Consider the following 18,460-nt stretch of genomic DNA (forward strand, 5'->3'; position numbering starts at 1 on the left):
TACTGAGTTATTCTTACGTACTCAAGGGTTTAAGCTATTTTTTCAGGTGCGAAAGTTGAGTTATTAACTGAGCAAGTTCATAAGGAGGGTTTGAGTAATGTTGAACGTGTTTGATGTTGCCCATACGCTTGTGAATCATATCAAGGCCAATTATCCGGAAGACATTGCAATTATCGCTTATTACGGGTCGTATGCTCAAGGAACGGCTACTAAGCGTTCTGATTTGGACTTCTTTTTTATTCCTGCCACTTCTAACGGTTATCGTGCCGGCATCCAGTTTATTATTGACGGCATAAGCTTTGACTTTTGGCCTATCGGTTGGGAGCGCGCGGAAAGAATGGCTTCATTTAAAGAACCGCTAACTACGATTATCGCCGATTGCAAATTACTTTATATTCGTTCAGATGAGGACCGCGAACGCTTCATGAAGCTGCGTAACATAAGCGCCACCTTACAGCAGCCTGAAAATAAACAAAAACTGGTTGATCTGTCAGAGGCTGAACTTCATGATGTTTATGCGAGTTTGTATAAGATGAGCCGAGCAGGCGATGGGGATAATATTAGCTTTTACCGCTCAGAAGCGCAAAAGGTTCTGACAAAGGTGCTGCAAAGTCTTGCGCTGTTAAATCAATCGTACTTCACCAAAGGGTTTGGTAAAAACAAGGAGGAAATATTGCGATTACCGTTAAAACCGGCTGGCTTGGAGTCCTATATGAACACGATTATGCATGGTGTTACGGCGGGAGGTATTTTGCAGGCTTGTGAGCAGCTGACAGCAGATACTCTTGAATTAGTATTGGCACAAATGGAAAAGCACACTGGCTCTCCATCTTATCGGGATAGAATGAAAGGCCATTACGAAGAGGCAAAGGGGGTTTTGGACAAAATCATTACGGCTTGCGAAATGAAAGATTTTGATACGGCTTTTTACTATGCGGTCCATGTGCAGAATGAAATCGCCGGCTTTTTATTTTTTGCCGAAACCGGGCAGTGGCCATGCCACTTAATGGCTTACTCAGCATATCAGCAATTTTACATAAAAGCGGGGCTCCCGGAGCTTATTCCCCTTCTCAATTCCCATGATTTATCGCAACTGGAAGCAGGTATACACCATTTGAGTTCTTGTTTGGAAAGCCATTTACGTTCCAAAGGAGTCGAAATCAATCGGTTCCAAGATATTGAACAATTCGAAGCGTTTCTTAGGAATAAGGCGGAAAGTTCATAAAATTAACGGGGATGATAGTTCAACAAGGGATTATGGATTTGCCAAACCGCCGTTTTCCTGCCGCTATATTCAGCTTCCAGGTTCCGCCGCTGACCGCTCGTCTTTCGTGGCTGGGGTGTTGCAGTTGCTCTTTTTACGGAACTCAGCGCCCCTTATGGAGCAATATTGCCACCTTCTCGCCTGCAACGGAACTCAAATACCCTTATTTACTCAAATTTATGCTTTCTCCCCCTTCCTCCCCCCGTTTCCCCCTGGTAAGAGTCGCTGAGTTCCGTCCGCCAACATAAACAAATTTGCCCTTTAAGCGTCGCTGAATTCCGTTACAGCCCCCCCTCCTCTCTCCTCTCCCAACTCCCGTTCAAGCAGCTTCAGACTTCCGCCGCCGACCGCCCATCATTCGTTGGCAAGCTCCCATCGCCGCTTCTCCAGACAGCCCGGACAACTCGCTTACAACTTCTCGTTGCCGCCATAGCCGCCGCGGGTTATAATATTGGCATTACTGGTTGTGAAGCACACACCGCTATGATCCTTTCTATGGGATCTGGCGGTGTTTTTGCTTTATTTACATTATAGGAGGAGTGAGGAAATGTCGGGTTTTGCGCAAAAGTATGAGGCATGGCTGCAGAGTCAGATTGCGGCTGAAAAAAATCACCGCAGGCGTGAAATACTGGAGAAAGGTTTGGGGCATGGAACGGTGGAGTTTCTGCGGACGATCTGGTTTCCCACGGTAAGAAACTTTGATTACCTCTATCCGGAATGGGAGGTCAGGGATTTTCACAACGGGTACCGGTACGTGGATTTGGCCTACATGCCGGGAGGGCTAAAGGGAGGCATCGAAATTCAGGGCTACGGGCCCCATGCCCGGGATTTGGATGTCCGCCGGTTCAAGGATTTATGCTGGCGGCATTGCCTGCTGGCTCTGGGTGGCTGGACGTTTTTGCCGATAGCCTATCCGTCCATTCAGGAGGAGCCCGAACGTTGCCGGCAGCTGGTGTTGGCGTTTATCGGCAGGTTTATGTCGCCGGATTCGCCTGATCAACTGGCGGCTCTTGAGGCGGAAACTCTGCGTTACGCCAGACGGGTGATGCGTCCCTTTCCCGCAACGGAGCTCGCCTCCCATCTGCGCGTCACGGTGCGGTATGCCAGACGGTTGCTGCAGCATTTGGCCGAATTGGAGCTGGTTCGGGTTACCAACGGCAAGCAGCGAAATCGGTTGTATGGCTTAACGGAAATGAGCGACTCTTACGCCGGGAAATTGCAGGTTTCCAAAAAATAACGGAACTCAGACGCCGTTAATGGCCGAAAACGAGGCATAAACAAGCATAGACGGCCTCTTTCCCCCATTAGCGGCTCCTCAGTTCCGTTGCAAAATCAAAACCGGCAAATTTGTCTATTAAGGTGCTCTGAGTTCCGTTAGCGTAACCCCGTACGGAGCGACAGACTGAGCAGGTCCAAACTCGGCACAGCGTCCACCGCACAAGGTGCTCTGAGTTCCGTTAGCGAAACTCTGGCGCACACCCCCAGCCTGAGCTAGCCGGACTCGGCTCAGCAGTTAGCGCCGCCGCCCGGCGCGCAAAAAAGCAGCGGGCGCCGCATCCGCGTTCCCGCTGCTTCTCCCGCTGCTCCCCCGTTGGCGCAGCTTGCTTGCTTACCCCACTTCCACCTCGCCGCCAACACCGGCGGTGGTGAACTGGCTGTTGTACAGGTCGGCGTAGAAGCCTCCCGCGGCCAGAAGCTCCTGGTGGGTGCCCTTCTCGATGACCTTGCCGTGGTTCATCACCAGGATCAGATCCGCATCCCGGATGGTGGACAGCCGGTGGGCAATAACGAAGCTGGTCCGGCCTTGCATCAGCCGGGTCATGGCCTTCTGGATGTACACCTCGGTGCGCGTATCCACGCTGCTGGTGGCCTCATCCAGAATCAGGATGGCCGGATCGGCCAGAATAGCCCGGGCAATGGTCAACAGCTGCCGCTGCCCTTGCGAAATATTGGACGCATCCTCGTTCAAGATGGTGTTGTACCCGTCGGGCAGCGTCCGGATGAAGCGGTCCGCGTGCGCTGCCTTGGCCGCCGCGACAATCTCCTCCTCCGAAGCGCCCTTCCGTCCGTAGGCGATATTATCGCGAATGGTGCCGTTAAACAGCCAGGTATCCTGGAGCACCATGCCGAACAGGCTGCGCAGGCTGCCCCGCTTCCAGTCGCGGATATTGCGGCCGTCGATGGTAATGCTGCCGTCCCCCACCTCGTAGAAGCGCATCAGCAGGTTGACCAGCGTAGTTTTGCCTGCTCCGGTAGGACCGACAATGGCTACCGTCTGCCCCGGCTTCACCTCAATATTCATATCCTCGATCAGCGGCGCATCCGCCTTGTAGCCGAAGTTCACATGCTCGAAGCGGACGGTGCCCTGCACGGAATCCGCAGCGGCAATGGCCGTTGCCGCATCCGGCTCCTCTTCCGTCTCGTCCAGAATCTCGAAGACCCGCTCCGCAGAAGCGATGGTGGCCTGCAGCACGTTGGCGATATTGGCCGTTTGCACAATAGGCTGAGTGAACTGGCGCATATAGGAGATAAAAGCCTGCACATCACCGATGTTCATCCGTTCGCGGGCGACGAACAGACCGCCCACTACACAGATCAGCACATACCCTACGTTATTGACGAAGTTCAGCACCGGCATAATAACACCCGAAACAAAGTTAGCCTTATAGCCGGCTTCGTACAGTCTTTCATTAATCTCCTCGAATTTCTTGGCTGAGGACTCCTCGCGGCCGAAGGCCTTGACGATATTATGCCCCGTATACATCTCCTCGATATGGCCGTTCAATTCCCCCAAGGACCGGGCCTGGGCAATAAAATGGCTCTGCGAGCGTTTGGCAATCACTTGAGTAATAACAGCGCTGGCCGGGAGAGTCACCAGAGCAATCAACGTCATTATCGGGCTGATGGTGAGCATCATGACCAGAATTCCGATAATCGTGACCACAGAGGTAATCAGCTGGGTCAGACTTTGCTGCAGGGTGGTGCTGATGGTGTCGATATCGTTGGTGACGCGGCTTAAGATTTCCCCATGCTTCCGTCCATCATAATAACGGAGCGGAAGGCGGGTCAGCTTATCCTTCACCTTCTGGCGCAGATCATACATGGCCTTTTGGGCCACGTCCGCCATAATGAATTGGGTAATGTATGTGAAAAAGGCGCTTAAAATATACAGCCCGATCAGAATCAAACAAATCTGGGCGATATAATCGAAATCAATGGCTGCTCCCGGCACCTTGGCCACAAACTTGGCCATTACGCCTTCAAACAGCTTGGTTGTAGCTTTCCCCATAATCTTCGGGCTGACAATGGAGAACACCGTAGACAGGATGGCCACCAGGAAAATTGCCAGCAGCTTGCCCCGGTACGGGGACATATATTGAACCAGACGCTTGAAGGTGCCTTTGGCGTCCTTGGCCTTCTCTACCGGGCGTCCGAAGCCGCCGGGCCCCCCTCCTCCGGGACCGCCGCCGCCATGGCCGCGTTTGGGACGGTTCGATTGATTCTCACTCATGCGATCTCCTCCTCGGAAAGCTGGGACGCCACAATTTCACGGTAGACGCCGCAGGTGGACAGCAGCTCCTTGTGCTTGCCCATACCGGCGACACGTCCGTCCTCCAGCACAATAATCCGGTCCGCATCCACCACAGTGCTGACCCGTTGGGCCACAATCAGTACAGTGGCATCCCCGGTCTCATGGCGCAGGGCGGCCCGCAGACGGGCGTCCGTCTTGTAATCCAAGGCCGAGAAGCTGTCGTCGAAGATATAGATTTCCGGCTTGCGGACCAAAGCCCGGGCGATGGAGAGACGCTGCTTCTGTCCGCCGGACAGGTTGCTGCCTCCTTGGGAAATCATGGAGTCGAAGCCCTGCTCCATCTCCTGGATGAAATCCAGAGCCTGGGCGGTAGCGGCTGCATTGCGCACCTCTTCGTCGGTAGCGTCCTCCTTGCCGAAGCGGATATTATCCGCAGCCGTACCGGTGAACAGCACCGCCTTCTGAGGGACAAAGCCGATCTTCTGCCGCAGCGCCTCCTGGGTCATCTCCCGGACATCCACGCCGTCCACCAGCACATTCCCGTTTTCCACATCATAGAAACGGGGGATCAGCTGAATAAGAGTGGATTTGCCCGAACCGGTGCCCCCGATAATGGCCGTCACCTCGCCAGGCTCCGCTTTGAAGGTGATGCCGGACAACACCGGCTGCTCGGCCCCCGGATACCGGAAGGAAACATCCTTGAATTCCACATAGCCCTTTTGGCCCTTGGCGGATTTGGGGGAGGCGGGATCGTCGAATTCCGGCTCCATCGCCAGCACTTCATTAATACGGATGGCGGATGCTTGCGCCCGCGGCACCATGACGAACATGAAGGAAGCCATCAGGAAGGAGAACATGATCTGGAACACATATTGGACGAAGGCCATCATATCGCCTACCTGCATTTCGCCGATATCGATGCGCTTGGCGGCGAACCAGGTAACCGCAATAACCGTAAAGTTCATAATCAGCATCATGGCAGGCATAAAAAACGCCATCAGCTTGTTGACCCGGATGCCGGTGTCCGTCAGCTCCCAGTTGGCGCCGGTGAAGCGCTCCTTCTCATGCTCATCGCGGTTGAAGGCGCGGACAACGCGGATGCCCACAAGGAATTCCCGCAGCACCAGGTTCAGCTTGTCGATGCGCTTTTGCATAACCTTGAAATACGGCATGCCCTTGGAGGCGATAAACCAGATGGTCAGGCCCATCACCGGCAGCGAAATCGCCAGAATCCACGTCAGAATGTGGTCCCGGTTGTAGGCCATAATCAGACCGCCGATGCCCATAATCGGAGCGGAAATCATCATCCGCAGCATCATGATCAGCACCTGCTGCATCTGCTGCACGTCGTTGGTGGTCCGGGTAATCAGGGAGGCGGTGCCAACGGCGTCGAACTCCCGCAGAGTAAAATTGCCCACGTGATGGAAAACCTTGCCCCGCAGATCGCGGCCAAAGCCGATGGCGATGCGCGAGGAGAGGTACATGGCAATCACGGAGCAGATGGTGCCGCCCAAGGCGATCAGGAGCATCCAGCCGCCGGTGGACCAGATATAGCCGGTATCTTTTTGCACAATGCCCTTGTCCACAATGTCCGACATCAGCGTCGGCAGATACAAATCGGACAGGGACTGGAGGAACAGAAGCGCCACAGCGGCTACAAGCAGCCAGCTGTAAGGCTTCAAATAACGAAAGAGCTTCAGCACAGTCTCATCATCTCCAATTATCCTGAAATCGCGTCGCCCGTACCCGGAGCAAAAGTAGTCCGCATCCCTTTTTCCGAGGGTGCCGGGCGTCTATTTAGCATAAAACAAACTGCTTACTCGCATTCAACGGGCTTGCCGCCAACCTTATCTTCGTCATGCTGCAGAAGCCGGTCGCGCACAAGAGTCAATCCCTCCTTCATTTTCTCCTTGTCCTCGGGGGTCAATGCACCGAAATACTTCTGCTCCATATTGGCAAAAGCTTTCCTGACCTGAAGACAAAGCTCCTTGCCCTTGTCTGTCAGATAAACCCGGGACACTCGCTGGTCCTGCGGATCAGGACTGCGGCTGACATAACCGCTGGCCTCCATCCGCTTCAGCATAACCGTCAGCGTCGCCGGCTGGATATGCAGATGATCGGCAAGCTCCCGCTGCTTAAGCCCGCTTTTGTGGGCCAGAACAAACAAGACCGGCGGCTGCCCCGGATACAGCCCAAGGGGCTCCAGAGTGGCATGGACCAGTTGAAAATGAAGCCGGATCACTTGATTGAACAGCTGATACAAGGAATTTGTCTCTATATGAAACAAGATTCCATCCCACCTCCCGGAATTTCACCTCTAGCCAAGCTGACCATAGCAGGCATAAGCCTCATTCGCCCAAACAAGCCCGCAAAAAAAGGTTAGCCGTCAAACAATTAGGCACCTAACTATATTACACGATTTTCAAGCCAAAAGAAACCGGAACAAATTCTTAAAATTATATTATCCTTTTTCAAAAAGGGAAACCTCCGTCTCGAGGAGGAAAGGCGTCCACTCCCCCACAGAATAAAGCATCAGGCGGTGCATAGCCCGGGTGCAGGCCGTATAAAACAGCTTGCGCCGGCTCTCCTCCCCATATACTCTCCGGGATGCGTCATAGATGATGACGGCATCGAATTCCACTCCCTTGGCCAAATAAGCGGGAATGACCAGGAGACCCTTCGCGAATTCCGCAGAAGTCTTCGTCACCAGCTTCACATCCTCGTTGCCCTGCTCCCTCAGAAGCCGGTAAGCCTCTTCGCTTTCGGCCGCCGTCTGGGCAATAACCGCCACCGAGGAATACCCCTCCGCTTGAAGCATGGCCAAATCCCCGCGAAGCCTTGCGGCCAATTGCTCCTTGCTCTCCACTTGAGCAAGCGTCGGCTTTTTCCCGCTTCTATGGAAGGTTTCGATCTCCTTGCCTCCGGGCAAAAGCGACTTGGTGAATTCGGCAATTTCCCGGGTGGACCGGTAGCTCTTGGCCAGACGGAATTGCCTGGTGTCGGCTTCGCCGAACAGCTTCACCAGGGGAGAGCCGCCGCCGCGCAGCTCCGACGCTTGGGTAAAGATGGCTTGGCTGGAGTCGCCCAGCACCGTCATGCGGGCTCTCGGGAACAGCTTGGCAAGAAACTCATATTGGAAAACCGAATAGTCCTGGCCCTCATCCACAAAAACATGCCGGACTTCCGTATTGGTCCGGACCCCCTCCACCAGCTCCTTCACATACAGATACGGTGTGGCATCCTCATAAAACAGCCGCCCGCCGTCAAGCCGGGCCTGGGTCTGAGCACAGATTTCCGCCCACAGCGCAGGCAATGCGGTTTCGCCGGTCATGCTCCGGAAGGCCTCTCTCCCGCTGAACAACTGGGCATACACTCCGCGGATATTGATGAACGAGAGCCGTCTGACGCTTTTTCGCAGGGTCCTGAAATGCTCCTTCACCACCGCCTGCCTCAGTATATCCTCCTCCCGTTCGGCAAAGTCGAAATCATCCTCTTCGCCCCAGGTGATATTCTGCTGCTTCTCGTGAACGGCCTCATATGCTTCCGCAAAATCAAATACCCCCCCGGCCCGGTGCAGCCTTCCGAATGCCGCGGCATACTGCTCCTTGTCCAGATAATTCAGCTCCTCGCCGACCCACACCTCATCCCGCTCCTGCCGTTCCAGCAAGGTCAATTGGCGCAGCAGCCATTCCTGCAGCAGCGTCACCCGGTTGGTCAGGCGGATTGCCGGATCATAGCTGTAGAATTGGCTCCGCAGCTCATCCTCCGTGATCAGCTCGCGCCCGCGGAACCGGATGCTGTTAAATTGCATTCCCTCCCGGTTCAGCCACAGCCCGTAGCTCTGCAATGCACGCAAGAATGCCGCGGAGGCTTTGTAGGCCATTCCTTCCACCCGGGCCTCGTAGCCTTCCGTTCCGGAACCGGTCAAGACAACCTCCATTTGGTCAAAAGGGTCCTCCAGCGCCCACTCCTTCCCAAGAGCGTGCTCCAGATATTCCTGGAAGGTGGCCTGCTGCATATTCTCCTCGCCCAGCTCGGGGAGCACCGCCGATACATAGCTGTTGAAGACAGGGTTGGGGGAAAACAGCACGATCTGGTCAGCCTTCAGCCGCTCCCGGTTTTTGTAGAGCAGGTAGGCTACCCGCTGCAGGGCGGCAGAGGTTTTGCCGCTGCCCGCTACGCCATCCACAAGAACCATCCGGCTGGTATCGTCGCGGATGATGGCATTTTGCTCCTTCTGGATGGTGGCTACAATGCTCCTCATTTGGGAATCGGCTCCCTTGCCCAGAACCTGCTGCAAGAGCTCATCCCCGATGGTCAGGCTGGTGTCGAATACATTCTTCAGTTGGCCGTTGGCAATCTGGTATTGCCGCTTCAGTTGGATGGTCCCTGTGATTTCCCCGCCGGGCGCATGGAATGCGGCTTTGCCGGTGGAATAATCGTAATACATCCCGGCAATGGGGGTGCGCCAGTCATAAACCAGAAACGACATCCCATCCTCATCCGCAAAGGAAGCAACGCCAATGTAAATCTTCTCGTCGAAGCTTTCGCCGTCCTCGCGGAAATCGATTCTGCCGAAATAGGGGGAGGCCAGAAGCCGGTTCATATTTTTCCATTGCCGCAGCCGGAGCCGGTAGCTGCGTTCCCGCTCGGAGAGCAGCGCTTCCTGCTGCCTGATGCTGTGGAATGTCTCCTCGAAGTCCTCTTGTGAAGCTGTATTGACGGTCACTTCTTCCCAAAAGTGCTTGCGGATTTCCGCCGTCTGACTTCCCAGCCGATCTACATCAGGCTCCAGTTCGCGAATATTCTCCTCCAGCTTCTCCTTCACCTGCTCCAAATACGCCTGCTCCTGTTTCCAATCCGACCGCTTCATCATTTTCCCAGCACGCTCCCTTCAAAAAATAGAGAAGCAACCCCCTTGACAAACCTCTTGATAAATCCCCTTGACAAATGCCAAACTCCTTGCTACAATAAAATTGTAAAAGGAAATTAAAATTGGTCTTACTATGCGAAAAACCAAAATGATGACAGATCGTTTTTGATTATAGCACTGTGCATAGAGATGTGCAACTATAATTTTTGCTATTGAACCCGGCGGGCTTCCGTCGGGTTTTTCGATGTGCAATCCCCCGGTCCGGCCAGCCGGAGCGGATGCGCGGCTATACCGTTTGTCACGAGGCGATCATCGGCATCACATAACCGGGGGGCTATGAAGCTTATGCGTAGGTATGCGCTTTGTCACTCCCGTTTATTTGAAGGCACCAGGTAAATATAGGATAATAAAGGATAGTGGCTAAGCCTCCGTTGTCGCACCTCCTCTCCTTTGAGCCGGAAAGTTGCAGATTCCTTATATAGGTTTTATAATTAGACTTATTCTAATTAATAATGCCAGGGGGTCTGTGCCGTGAAGCCCAAAGGTCTTTTAACACCCCAACGGAAAGCCATTCTGGATGTTATATGCGCCTCATCGGACCATCCCACCGCGGCGGAGATTATGGACCGTTTGCGGGAGAGAGGCCGCCAATTTGCTTACGGAACGGTATACAATTCACTGAAATATTTGACCGAAACCGGCCAGATCCAGGAGCTGCGGGTAGGCGACGCCTGCCGCTACGATGCCCGGACAGAGCACCATCACCACATCCAATGCACCGTTTGCGGACGGGTGGACGAGGTGTTTGCTCCCATTCCCGGGGAATGGGCCGAGGAGGTAGCCCGGGAAACCGGATATCTCCTGGATCAGGACCAGATATTGCTGAAAGGAGTGTGTGCTTCATGCAGGGCACGAACAAGCTGACGGCGGAGGAAAAAGAGGAAATCAGACGTTTTCTCCCGCCGGGTGTGGACCCTGAGGAGGCTTATTGTACCGTAACCAACCGGATCGTCATTGTCAGTCCGGTGCCGGGAACGCTTCATGAGCTGGTGCGGGAGCTGGCGGCAGCCTGTTACGATGTAATGGTCTTCCACCACGCGGATTATTCCTTGCTCTTCCAGCTTAAGCCGGATCTGCTGATTCTGGATTTCACCCGGGAGGATCATGCCCCCGCCCTTGAGGGAATCGCCAATCTGGAAATGTACGGCACCAGACTTCTGCAGTTGGTTCCGCCTGTATCCGGAGCCTCCCTCCGGCTGGTTTCCGCCGCTTCGCTGGCTTGGCCTTCCTCCTTGGGCAATGCCTTGTCTGCAATCAAAACCCAAATGGCGCAAGCGCCAAGAGCCGGGAAGGCGGCAGCCCCTTTTCAACAGGAAGGCATTCTTCAATTGAAGGATTTGGTGCTGGATTTGAACCGGTATATGGTGCAGTGCGGCACACACCGGGTAGAGCTGACCAGGACGGAGTTCGATTTGCTGCGGGTCATTCTGGAGGGTGGAGGCAAAGTGCTGTCCCGGCAGGAGCTTCTGGACCGGGTATGGGGCGAGGGCTACTTTGGCGGGAGCAATATTGTGGATGTTCACGTCCGCTCTCTGCGCCAGAAGCTGGGCGACGATCCCAAAAAGTCCTCATATGTAGGAACAGTCCGCGGCATCGGCTACCGTGCAGTAGAGGAAGAATAGTGAAAGGACGTCATAATTTGTTCACCTTTTCTTCATCAAACCTTCATGCAGATTCCCTATAGGCTTGTTAAAATGTATTCATAACTTATATTTAGTCTAATTATTAATTAGAAATAAATATTATGAAATGCATCTTACAAGGAGGCTTGAATCGCATGTATGACGTGATTATCATCGGCGGCGGCCCTGCCGGAGCGACAGCAGCCATCTATACTGCCCGCGCCAATCTCTCCACCCTGGTGCTGGATAAAGCCCCCGGGGCCGGAGCCCTGGCGCTGACGCACAAAATCGCCAACTACCCCGGCGTTGCCGGAGAGATCAGCGGCAAAGAACTTTTGGATACGATAAGGGAGCAAGCCAAGAGCTTCGGCGCTGCCTTCGAAACCACCTCGATCACCGCGGTGGATCTGGAGGGCGAGACCAAGATGGTCTTTACCCCCGAAGGCATGTATGAGTCCAAAGCGGTGATTGTCGCCACCGGCTCCAAAGGCCGCAACCGGATGCTTCCCGGCGAGGAGAAGCTGCTGGGACGGGGCGTCAGCACCTGCGCCACCTGCGACGGAGCCTTCTATCAGGGCAAGGAGGTGGCGGTGATCGGCGACTCCGAGGAAGCGCTGGAGGAAGCGGCGGCTCTGACCAAATTCGCCTCCAAAATCCATTTTATCGTGCCGCGGCCTGATCTCCAGGGCGTGGACGGTTTCCCGGAGCTGGAGAACACCGTTTATCTGCCGAAGACCCGCCCTTTGGAAATTGTCGGCGAGAGCAAGGTTACCGGCGTGAAGCTCAAAACCGCCTCCGGCGAGGAGCAACTGCTTGAGGTGGACGGCGTATTCGTCTTCCTGTCCGGCAGCAAGCCGGGCACCGACTTCCTGGAAGGCCAGGTGCCTCTGGATGAAGCGGGCTTCATGGAGCTGGACGCCTTCATGCAATCCTCTGTCCCCGGTGTCTTCGGAGCCGGCGAGGTCCGCCGTTCTCCCGTGAAGCAAGCTGTAGTGGCCGCCGCCGACGGCGCCATCGCCGCCATGGCCGTGGATAAATTCATCCACCGCCGCGCCAATCTGATTCCCCAATACAAATAACCATATAAGGAGAGATTTTGACCATGTCCACTCCCGTAAAAGCCGTTGTTTACTCCAGTACCCACTGCACCTTCTGCAAGCAGCTGAAGGCCTATCTGACCGAGCAAAATGTGGAATTTGAAGAGCGCAACATCGATACCAGCGAAGCGTATGCCAAAGAACTGCAGGATCTGGGAATGAACTCCGTGCCTGTTACCGTTATCGGCGAAACCACCATTCTGGGCCTGAACCCCACCCGGATCAAAAAAGCTATCGCCGCTTTGGCCTAAAAAACGAGTTCCCCAAAGTGACGGGAGGCTCTGAAGGGAAGTCCCGGCGCTTTTGGGGGAGACCCCATATGCACAAACATACCCCTGCAACCACAAACCCAAAATTCGAGGAGGAAATAAACTATGAGTCAAGTTGTTGAAACCGCCGTTGTAAAAGTGGGCAAGCCCGCTCCGTCCTTTAACCTGCTGTCCACCAAAAACCTGGAGACGCTGGAAGAGCGCGTGGCCCTGGAAGACTATAAAGGCAAGTGGCTGGTTGTCTTTTTCTGGCCCTTCGACTTCACCTTTGTTTGCCCCACCGAAATCATTTCCCTGAGCGACGCATACGAGCAGTTCCTGGATCTGGATTGCGAAATTGTGGGCATTTCCACCGACAGCGTCCACACCCACCGCGCCTGGATCAATACCCCCCGGGACGCCAAGGGCATCGGCGACATCAAGTATCCGCTGGCTGCGGACTTCACCAAGGTAACCGCCCGCGCTTACGGCGTGCTGGATGAGGAGCTGGGCGCCGCCAACCGCGGCCTGTTCATCATCGACCCGGAAGGTATTCTGCGCTACCAAGTGGTCACCGACCTGAACGTGGGCCGCAGCGTAGATGAAACCCTCCGTGTGCTCCAAGCGCTGCAAGCCGGCGGACTGTGCCCGGCCAACTGGAAGCCCGGCGACAAAACACTGGGATAATTGAACTGCCAGCAGCGGCTGATGCCGCTCCTTTCACACCCGCCAGAGGAACTAAGGCGGGTGTTTTTGCATGTGAACGGGTATCCCGCACGGCCTGCCGGGGGATAGTGGGTATTGTATGTGTATGGAAGCAGCGGGTTGGGTAAAAAGACAGAGGTTGGTATGCGGACACAGGTTCCGTTATTCCTCGAAAAATTAGTGTTTTGACTTTTACGCGGACTGACGATCCGTTATGTGGCGGAAAACAGCCGGTTTAGGCGGTCAAACAGGCAAATAACGTATCCATTGTCCGTGAAATTTGCATAAGAGCTTATTTGTGAGAAATAACGGAACGTCGGTCCGGATAGCAGCTGGTTCCAGCTTCTAGATTCCAGCTTCCAGACATCAGAGTTCCAGCCCAGCACAGACGATTCGGAGGAGGTACAATAAATTGACCAATCGTAAGCAATTATCAGCCGTCATGGCTGGCTTGGGCATCTGCCTTGCATTGGCGGTGACGGCCGCAGGCTGCGGCAAGGAACAGGCCGCTCCCTCCCCTGCCGCGCCGCCTTCCATGGCAGCAGCCCCTTCGGCGACGGCGGTTACTCCCATTCCGTCCCCAAGCGCACCGGTTCCCCCTCCCGCTCCTTCTCCCACGGTTACAGGCGACGCAGCTCTTCCTGACAAGCTGAAGAGCATGACCCCGGATGAAAAGCTGGGGCAGCTGCTGGTAGCCGGACTTGACGGGACGGAAGCCGGTGACGAAGCCAGGCGGCTGGTGGAGGAAACCCATGTGGGCGGCTTCATCCTATACAAGCCCAATATGGTTAACACCGGGCAAACGGTGGCCCTGCTTAATCAATTGAAGAAATTTAACCGGCCGTCCGGGATTCCCCTTTGGCTTAGTGTGGACCAGGAGGGAGGCAAGGTCAGCCGGCTGCCTGTGGACATCGCCCTCCCGGCCAGCCGCGACCTTGCCGCCGGCGGTACGCCGGAGCGGGCCAAAGCCTTGGGCAAGGCGGTGGGCCAGGAGCTCCTGGCCTTTGGCTTCAACATGAACTATGCCCCGGTGCTGGATATTGACAGCAATCCGGCCAATCCGGTCATCGGCAGCCGCTCCTTCGGCTCTGACGCCAAGACGGTGAAGCTGTACGGCCTGGCGGCTATGCAGGGCCTGCAGGACAGCGGTGTGGTGTCGGTGGTGAAGCATTTTCCCGGGCATGGCGACACGGCCACGGATTCCCATCTGGAGCTGCCGGTGGTCAACAAAACCCTGGCGGAGCTGGAAAAGCTGGAGCTGGTGCCCTTCCGGGCCGCCGCAGAGGCCGGGGCGGATGCGGTGATGGCGGCGCACATTTTGCTGCCCCGCCTGGACCCGGACTATCCGGCCACCCTTTCGCCGGCCATCATCACAGGGCTGCTCCGGGAGAAAATCGGCTACGACGGGGTGGTCATCACCGACGATATGACCATGGGGGCCATCGTCAAGCACTACTCCCTGAAGGAGGCCGCCGTGCGGGCGGTGCAGGCGGGCTGCGACCTGGTTCTGGTAGCCCACGGCTACAGCCAGGTGCAGGAAGCGGCGCAGGGCCTAAAGGAGGCGCTGGCCGACGGCCGGTTGACCTGGGCGCGGATCGATGAAAGCGTGGCGCGGATATTGGCGCTGAAGGCCTCGCGGAAGCTGGCGGACACGCCTGTTGCGGCGTCCCCGGACATCGGGGCGCTGCAGGCCGCTGTGAAGCAGGCGCTGGCCGTGCACTAAAGCCGCCGCCGCGGCGGCGCGACCGCTGCGCGATCCCTGCTAGCCAAACCCTAACGAATATCAGAAGGCTTATTTCCCCCAAAACAGCAGGTTTGAAAATGCAACGAATATGAGCCACGTTATCTCCTGCTCACTGGGCTAATTTCAGCTTGCTTTTGCCAAATAAGCTTCCACAGATTCGTTAAACCGGAGACAGGAGGCTAATTGGCAAAATAACGCCGCTGATATTCGTTAGGGCGTGTTTGCACACACGCCCTGGGAAGCCGCCGCTGCCGATCCCGAACGGGCCTTTTGCAAGGAGCCTCGTCCCTGAGCTGCGGGCTTCAACAAAAAAACCGCCGGAGCCATGGTCCCGGCGGTTTGCTTTTGGATCAGATGATTACGGGTTTATTGCAGCAAAAGCGGGTCCGCATGCACCTCAAAGCCGTTTTGCTCCAGCAGATAACCCAAATACCGGTTTTCCTTCTTGAAGCTCCAGTCCGCCGTAAACAGCACCTTATCGGCAAATGTATATCTGGCGACCAGCACTCCGCCTACATACAGCTCCAAATTGCCCGGATTGTGGCTCAGGGTGTATTCCCCCTGAATATAATCCGTATTCGGCTCCCGCTTCTCCAGTGCAGTTAGCAGAATGCTTCTGACCTCGTTTTTCATGGGAATCACATCCTCCGCGAGATAATCCGGTTCACAAAACCGTTTATCAGAATTGTTCGACAGCGGAGGAGCAATCCCTTTGCATAATCATGTCTATTCCTTGACGGAAGCGGCTTGTGCCGCCAGCTCCTCTCCCAGCCAAGCGCCTTGGGCAATCAAGGTGCGCTGGAGTGAAGGCACCTCCACCTGGCGGGAGGTGATGCCTCCTGCCTGCACCGCCATCGCAGCGGCGGTTCCCGACGCCTGGCCCATTGCGAAGCAGTTGGGCATTACCCGCAGCGAACCCTGGACTGCCCGGTCCGAGGAGGCGGCCCGGCCCGGCACCCACAGATTCTCCAGCCCCTTGGGCAGCAGGCAGCGGTAAGGCACTCCATGGGATTCTCCGGGGTTCAAGCGGTGAATCCGGGTTTGTCCCTTGCTGTTGGCCAAGTGAACGTCGATGAAATAGGAGTTGCGGGCAATATCGTCGGGGAAGCTGCGCAGCTGCATAAAGTCCTCTGTCAGAAGCACATAATCCCCCTCGATCCGGCGGGTTTCCCGGATGCCCAGCTGCTCGCCGGTAGCCACTACGTGGACATGTTCAAAACCAGGCACATACTTGCGCAGGAAATCCACCTGCACCTGCACCAGCTTCCGCCCTTCCATGGCGCCGCGGGTCAAATCCTCCGGTTTGGTCCCGTCCACACCGAACACATGCCCGAAGTTTACGCTGACCAGATCATCCGCCAGCCAGGCAAAGCCGGACACCTTCTTGCGGCCCTCGGGAAGATCGCCGTTTTGCTGGGCTTTTTCCACTGCCAGAGGAATTTGCCCACCGTCTCCGCTCTCCTCCAGATATTGCAGAAACCGCTTATAGTCCGCACGGGCCAGCACATAACACATGGTGCCGGGCTGAAGTTCGCCCTCTTCCCCACCCTTCTGGAAAGGGGCGCCCGCCCGGGCGGCAAGATCGCCGTCCCCTGTGGCATCGATGAAATATTTGCTTTTGACCACGGAAAGCCCTGCCTTATTGGCCAGAATGACTCCCTCCAGCCGGGTGCCGTCCTCTGCCATCAGCACATCCGCCACAAAGGTATGGAACAGCACCTGCACCCCCGCCTCTGTTACGGCATCGTCGTAAACCAGCTTCAGCACCTCGGCATCAATGGGCACCCAGTCCAGCAGCTGGCCATAGCGCTCTTGGAAGGCAGCCGGACTGGCCGCTTTCATCTTCTCCAGCAGCTCAAGACCAATCCCGCGGATGACGGGCTTCTCCTTATCCGTATACGGGCAAAATGCCGGAACCAGCGCCAGCGTCCCCATTCCTCCAAGAAATCCCCGCTGCTCCAGAAGCAGCACCCGCGCGCCATTCCGCGCTGCCGCCAATGCCGCCGCCACTCCGGCAGGACCGCCTCCCGCCACCAGTACATCCGTTTCTGCCACAACCGGCAGCTCCCTGGCCGGCAACCGATAACCTTCGCTCATCATCCTTACCCCCTGCATAGTTGATTGAGGCGAACCGGGTACACCTCTGTTTGTCTTCAGTGTATAATAAAGAGTAGCTTCCGTTTAGTTATCATTTGGTTTACATATAGGAGGGTCCATCATGCCCCGCAAAAAAACAACCATGGAAGACCTGGCCCGCGAGCTGGGGGTAAGCCGTCTGACTGTTTCCAAGGCGCTGCGCGGCTTGCCGGGCATGTCGCTGGAAACCCGCCGGGACATTCTCCGGCTGGCCGAGGCCAAAGGCTACCTGACCCGGGAGCAGAAGGAAAGCGCCCTTTTTGAGCATACCTCCCTGCAGAGTCTCCAGCCAAGGCGGTTCTATATGGTGCTGCAAGAGCATAACGCTTCCCCTTCACACGTCCACCTGGAGCTGCTGAAGGGGCTGAACCAGCGCTTTCACGGCACTCATTCCTCTGTGGCGCCGCTGTTTGCTCCTGCCGCCGCCTCTCAGAGCGACGCCGCCTGGCGGGAGTGGTCGGACGGCTGCGGACTTGCTTTTGCCGACGGGATTTTCATTCCTCCCATGACTCCGCCGGAGCTGGAAAAACGTCTGCTTGACCTGCCGCTTCCCCGGATTTTGCTGAACTTCCCGCCCACCGGGGCCATGGCGGACAGTGTCGTCTGGGATGTGTACGAGTCGGTCAGGCAAGCGGTCCAGCTCCTGGCGGAGCATGGCCACCGGCGGATTCTGTATATCGGCGACACCCGCTCCTCCCGGGGCTACCGGCTCCGCTGGTCAGCCTTTGCCGAAGCCATGGCCGAACATGGGCTGGAAGCGGACCCGGCCCGGCACCTGACGGCGCCCCAGGAGGCTGACAGGATTGCCTGGCGGGAGGAATTTATCCGGCTGATGACTGCGGAAAAACCCACTGCCTTGCTCAACACCGTGGAGGGATATCTGCCATGGATCTACTATTTATGCAGCCAGTCGGGCCTGTCGATTCCTGCAGACTGTTCCCTGGTCAGCCTGGATGTATCGGCGGAGCCGCCTGCGCCGGGCCTCTGCTACTTCTATTTGCCTGTGCGGGAAACCGGAGCCCGGGCCGCCGACCGGATGATCTGGCGCATCGCCAATCCGGGTGAGCCGTTGGAGCATCTGCGGCTCCAGGGGCGGCTGGTCCGGGGGGACAGCCTGCGTGAAGCGCCCCGGGAGTAAGCAAGCACCGCTCCAGCGCTCCCCACTCTTGGAACAATCCG

The 18,460-nt window shown here is 56.2% G+C and carries 15 protein-coding genes; 9 read left to right on the forward strand and 6 right to left on the reverse strand.

Going from position 1 to position 18,460, the window contains the following annotated elements; all coding sequences use genetic code 11:
* Positions 1-97: 97 nt before the first annotated feature.
* Together DQG13_RS11860 and DQG13_RS11865 are read left to right on the forward strand one after the other, a co-directional pair.
* Positions 98-1,225: a kanamycin nucleotidyltransferase C-terminal domain-containing protein gene (locus tag DQG13_RS11860; protein WP_113019980.1), complete on the forward strand. Its 1,128-nt coding sequence runs from the start codon at positions 98-100 to the stop codon at positions 1,223-1,225.
* Between the two features lie 586 nt (positions 1,226-1,811).
* A complete protein-coding gene (locus tag DQG13_RS11865; RefSeq protein WP_113019981.1) occupies positions 1,812-2,501 on the forward strand; it encodes a methyltransferase family protein in 690 nt (229 codons plus the stop codon).
* Positions 2,502-2,873: 372 nt separating this feature from the next.
* Here DQG13_RS11865 and DQG13_RS11870 read toward each other — a convergent pair whose 3' ends face one another.
* The 4 genes from DQG13_RS11870 to helD form a co-directional block, all read right to left on the reverse strand.
* Entirely contained in the window at positions 2,874-4,775 is a 1,902-nt protein-coding gene (locus DQG13_RS11870; RefSeq protein WP_113019982.1) for an ABC transporter ATP-binding protein, read from the reverse strand.
* Positions 4,772-6,499, reverse strand: a complete 1,728-nt coding sequence (locus DQG13_RS11875) for an ABC transporter ATP-binding protein (protein WP_113019983.1) — start codon at positions 6,497-6,499, stop codon at positions 4,772-4,774. Before DQG13_RS11875 ends, DQG13_RS11870 begins: the two co-directional genes overlap by 4 nt.
* Before the next feature lie 113 nt (positions 6,500-6,612).
* On the reverse strand, positions 6,613-7,083 hold the full coding sequence (locus DQG13_RS11880) for a MarR family winged helix-turn-helix transcriptional regulator (RefSeq protein WP_181592714.1): 471 nt from the start codon (positions 7,081-7,083) through the stop codon (positions 6,613-6,615).
* A gap of 174 nt (positions 7,084-7,257) precedes the next feature.
* On the reverse strand, positions 7,258-9,669 hold the full coding sequence (gene helD / locus DQG13_RS11885) for an RNA polymerase recycling motor HelD (RefSeq protein ID WP_113020078.1): 2,412 nt from the start codon (positions 9,667-9,669) through the stop codon (positions 7,258-7,260).
* Positions 9,670-10,200: 531 nt separating this feature from the next.
* Here helD and DQG13_RS11890 point away from each other — a divergent pair.
* The 6 genes from DQG13_RS11890 (at position 10,201) to nagZ (ending at position 15,124) form a co-directional block, all read left to right on the forward strand.
* On the forward strand, positions 10,201-10,593 hold the full coding sequence (locus DQG13_RS11890; protein ID WP_113020079.1) for a Fur family transcriptional regulator: 393 nt from the start codon (positions 10,201-10,203) through the stop codon (positions 10,591-10,593).
* The gene (locus tag DQG13_RS11895; protein WP_181592715.1) at positions 10,572-11,351 is read left to right on the forward strand and encodes a winged helix family transcriptional regulator; all 780 of its coding nucleotides are present in this window, start codon (positions 10,572-10,574) and stop codon (positions 11,349-11,351) included. Before DQG13_RS11890 ends, DQG13_RS11895 begins: the two co-directional genes overlap by 22 nt.
* A 155-nt stretch (positions 11,352-11,506) precedes the next feature.
* Positions 11,507-12,430, forward strand: a complete 924-nt coding sequence (locus tag DQG13_RS11900) for an FAD-dependent oxidoreductase (RefSeq protein WP_113019986.1) — start codon at positions 11,507-11,509, stop codon at positions 12,428-12,430.
* Positions 12,431-12,453: 23 nt separating this feature from the next.
* A complete protein-coding gene (locus DQG13_RS11905) occupies positions 12,454-12,699 on the forward strand; it encodes a glutaredoxin family protein (RefSeq protein WP_113019987.1) in 246 nt (81 codons plus the stop codon).
* A gap of 123 nt (positions 12,700-12,822) precedes the next feature.
* Positions 12,823-13,383, forward strand: coding sequence for a peroxiredoxin (locus tag DQG13_RS11910; RefSeq protein ID WP_113019988.1), 561 nt, complete (start codon positions 12,823-12,825; stop codon positions 13,381-13,383).
* Positions 13,384-13,813: 430 nt separating this feature from the next.
* A complete protein-coding gene (gene nagZ / locus DQG13_RS11915; RefSeq protein ID WP_113019989.1) occupies positions 13,814-15,124 on the forward strand; it encodes a beta-N-acetylhexosaminidase in 1,311 nt (436 codons plus the stop codon).
* A 387-nt stretch (positions 15,125-15,511) separates the two neighbouring features.
* Here nagZ and DQG13_RS11920 read toward each other — a convergent pair whose 3' ends face one another.
* Positions 15,512-15,778: a hypothetical protein gene (locus tag DQG13_RS11920; protein WP_113019990.1), complete on the reverse strand. Its 267-nt coding sequence runs from the start codon at positions 15,776-15,778 to the stop codon at positions 15,512-15,514.
* Positions 15,779-15,871: 93 nt separating this feature from the next.
* Complete coding sequence (locus tag DQG13_RS11925; protein WP_113019991.1) at positions 15,872-17,242, reverse strand: FAD-dependent oxidoreductase; 1,371 nt, start codon at positions 17,240-17,242, stop codon at positions 15,872-15,874.
* Between the two features lie 121 nt (positions 17,243-17,363).
* Here DQG13_RS11925 and DQG13_RS11930 point away from each other — a divergent pair, with 121 nt between their 5' ends.
* A complete protein-coding gene (locus DQG13_RS11930; RefSeq protein ID WP_113019992.1) occupies positions 17,364-18,419 on the forward strand; it encodes a LacI family DNA-binding transcriptional regulator in 1,056 nt (351 codons plus the stop codon).
* Positions 18,420-18,460: the final 41 nt, after the last annotated feature.

It is taken from the genome of Paenibacillus sp. YN15, from assembly GCF_003285005.1.
In the GTDB taxonomy this organism is placed as follows: domain Bacteria; phylum Bacillota; class Bacilli; order Paenibacillales; family NBRC-103111; genus Paenibacillus_AR.

What these genes read in the sequence shown, in the direction of transcription:
- DQG13_RS11860 (WP_113019980.1), top strand. Translation starts at nt 98, where the DNA reads ATGTTGAACGTGTTTGATGTTGCCCATACGCTTGTGAATCATATCAAG.
- DQG13_RS11865 (WP_113019981.1), top strand. Translation starts at nt 1,812, where the DNA reads ATGTCGGGTTTTGCGCAAAAGTATGAGGCATGGCTGCAGAGTCAGATT.
- DQG13_RS11870 (WP_113019982.1), bottom strand. Translation starts at nt 4,775, where the DNA reads ATGAGTGAGAATCAATCGAACCGTCCCAAACGCGGCCATGGCGGCGGC.
- helD (WP_113020078.1), bottom strand. Translation starts at nt 9,669, where the DNA reads ATGAAGCGGTCGGATTGGAAACAGGAGCAGGCGTATTTGGAGCAGGTG.
- DQG13_RS11895 (WP_181592715.1), top strand. Translation starts at nt 10,572, where the DNA reads ATGCAGGGCACGAACAAGCTGACGGCGGAGGAAAAAGAGGAAATCAGA.
- DQG13_RS11900 (WP_113019986.1), top strand. Translation starts at nt 11,507, where the DNA reads ATGTATGACGTGATTATCATCGGCGGCGGCCCTGCCGGAGCGACAGCA.
- DQG13_RS11905 (WP_113019987.1), top strand. Translation starts at nt 12,454, where the DNA reads ATGTCCACTCCCGTAAAAGCCGTTGTTTACTCCAGTACCCACTGCACC.
- DQG13_RS11910 (WP_113019988.1), top strand. Translation starts at nt 12,823, where the DNA reads ATGAGTCAAGTTGTTGAAACCGCCGTTGTAAAAGTGGGCAAGCCCGCT.
- DQG13_RS11920 (WP_113019990.1), bottom strand. Translation starts at nt 15,778, where the DNA reads ATGAAAAACGAGGTCAGAAGCATTCTGCTAACTGCACTGGAGAAGCGG.
- DQG13_RS11925 (WP_113019991.1), bottom strand. Translation starts at nt 17,242, where the DNA reads ATGAGCGAAGGTTATCGGTTGCCGGCCAGGGAGCTGCCGGTTGTGGCA.
- DQG13_RS11930 (WP_113019992.1), top strand. Translation starts at nt 17,364, where the DNA reads ATGCCCCGCAAAAAAACAACCATGGAAGACCTGGCCCGCGAGCTGGGG.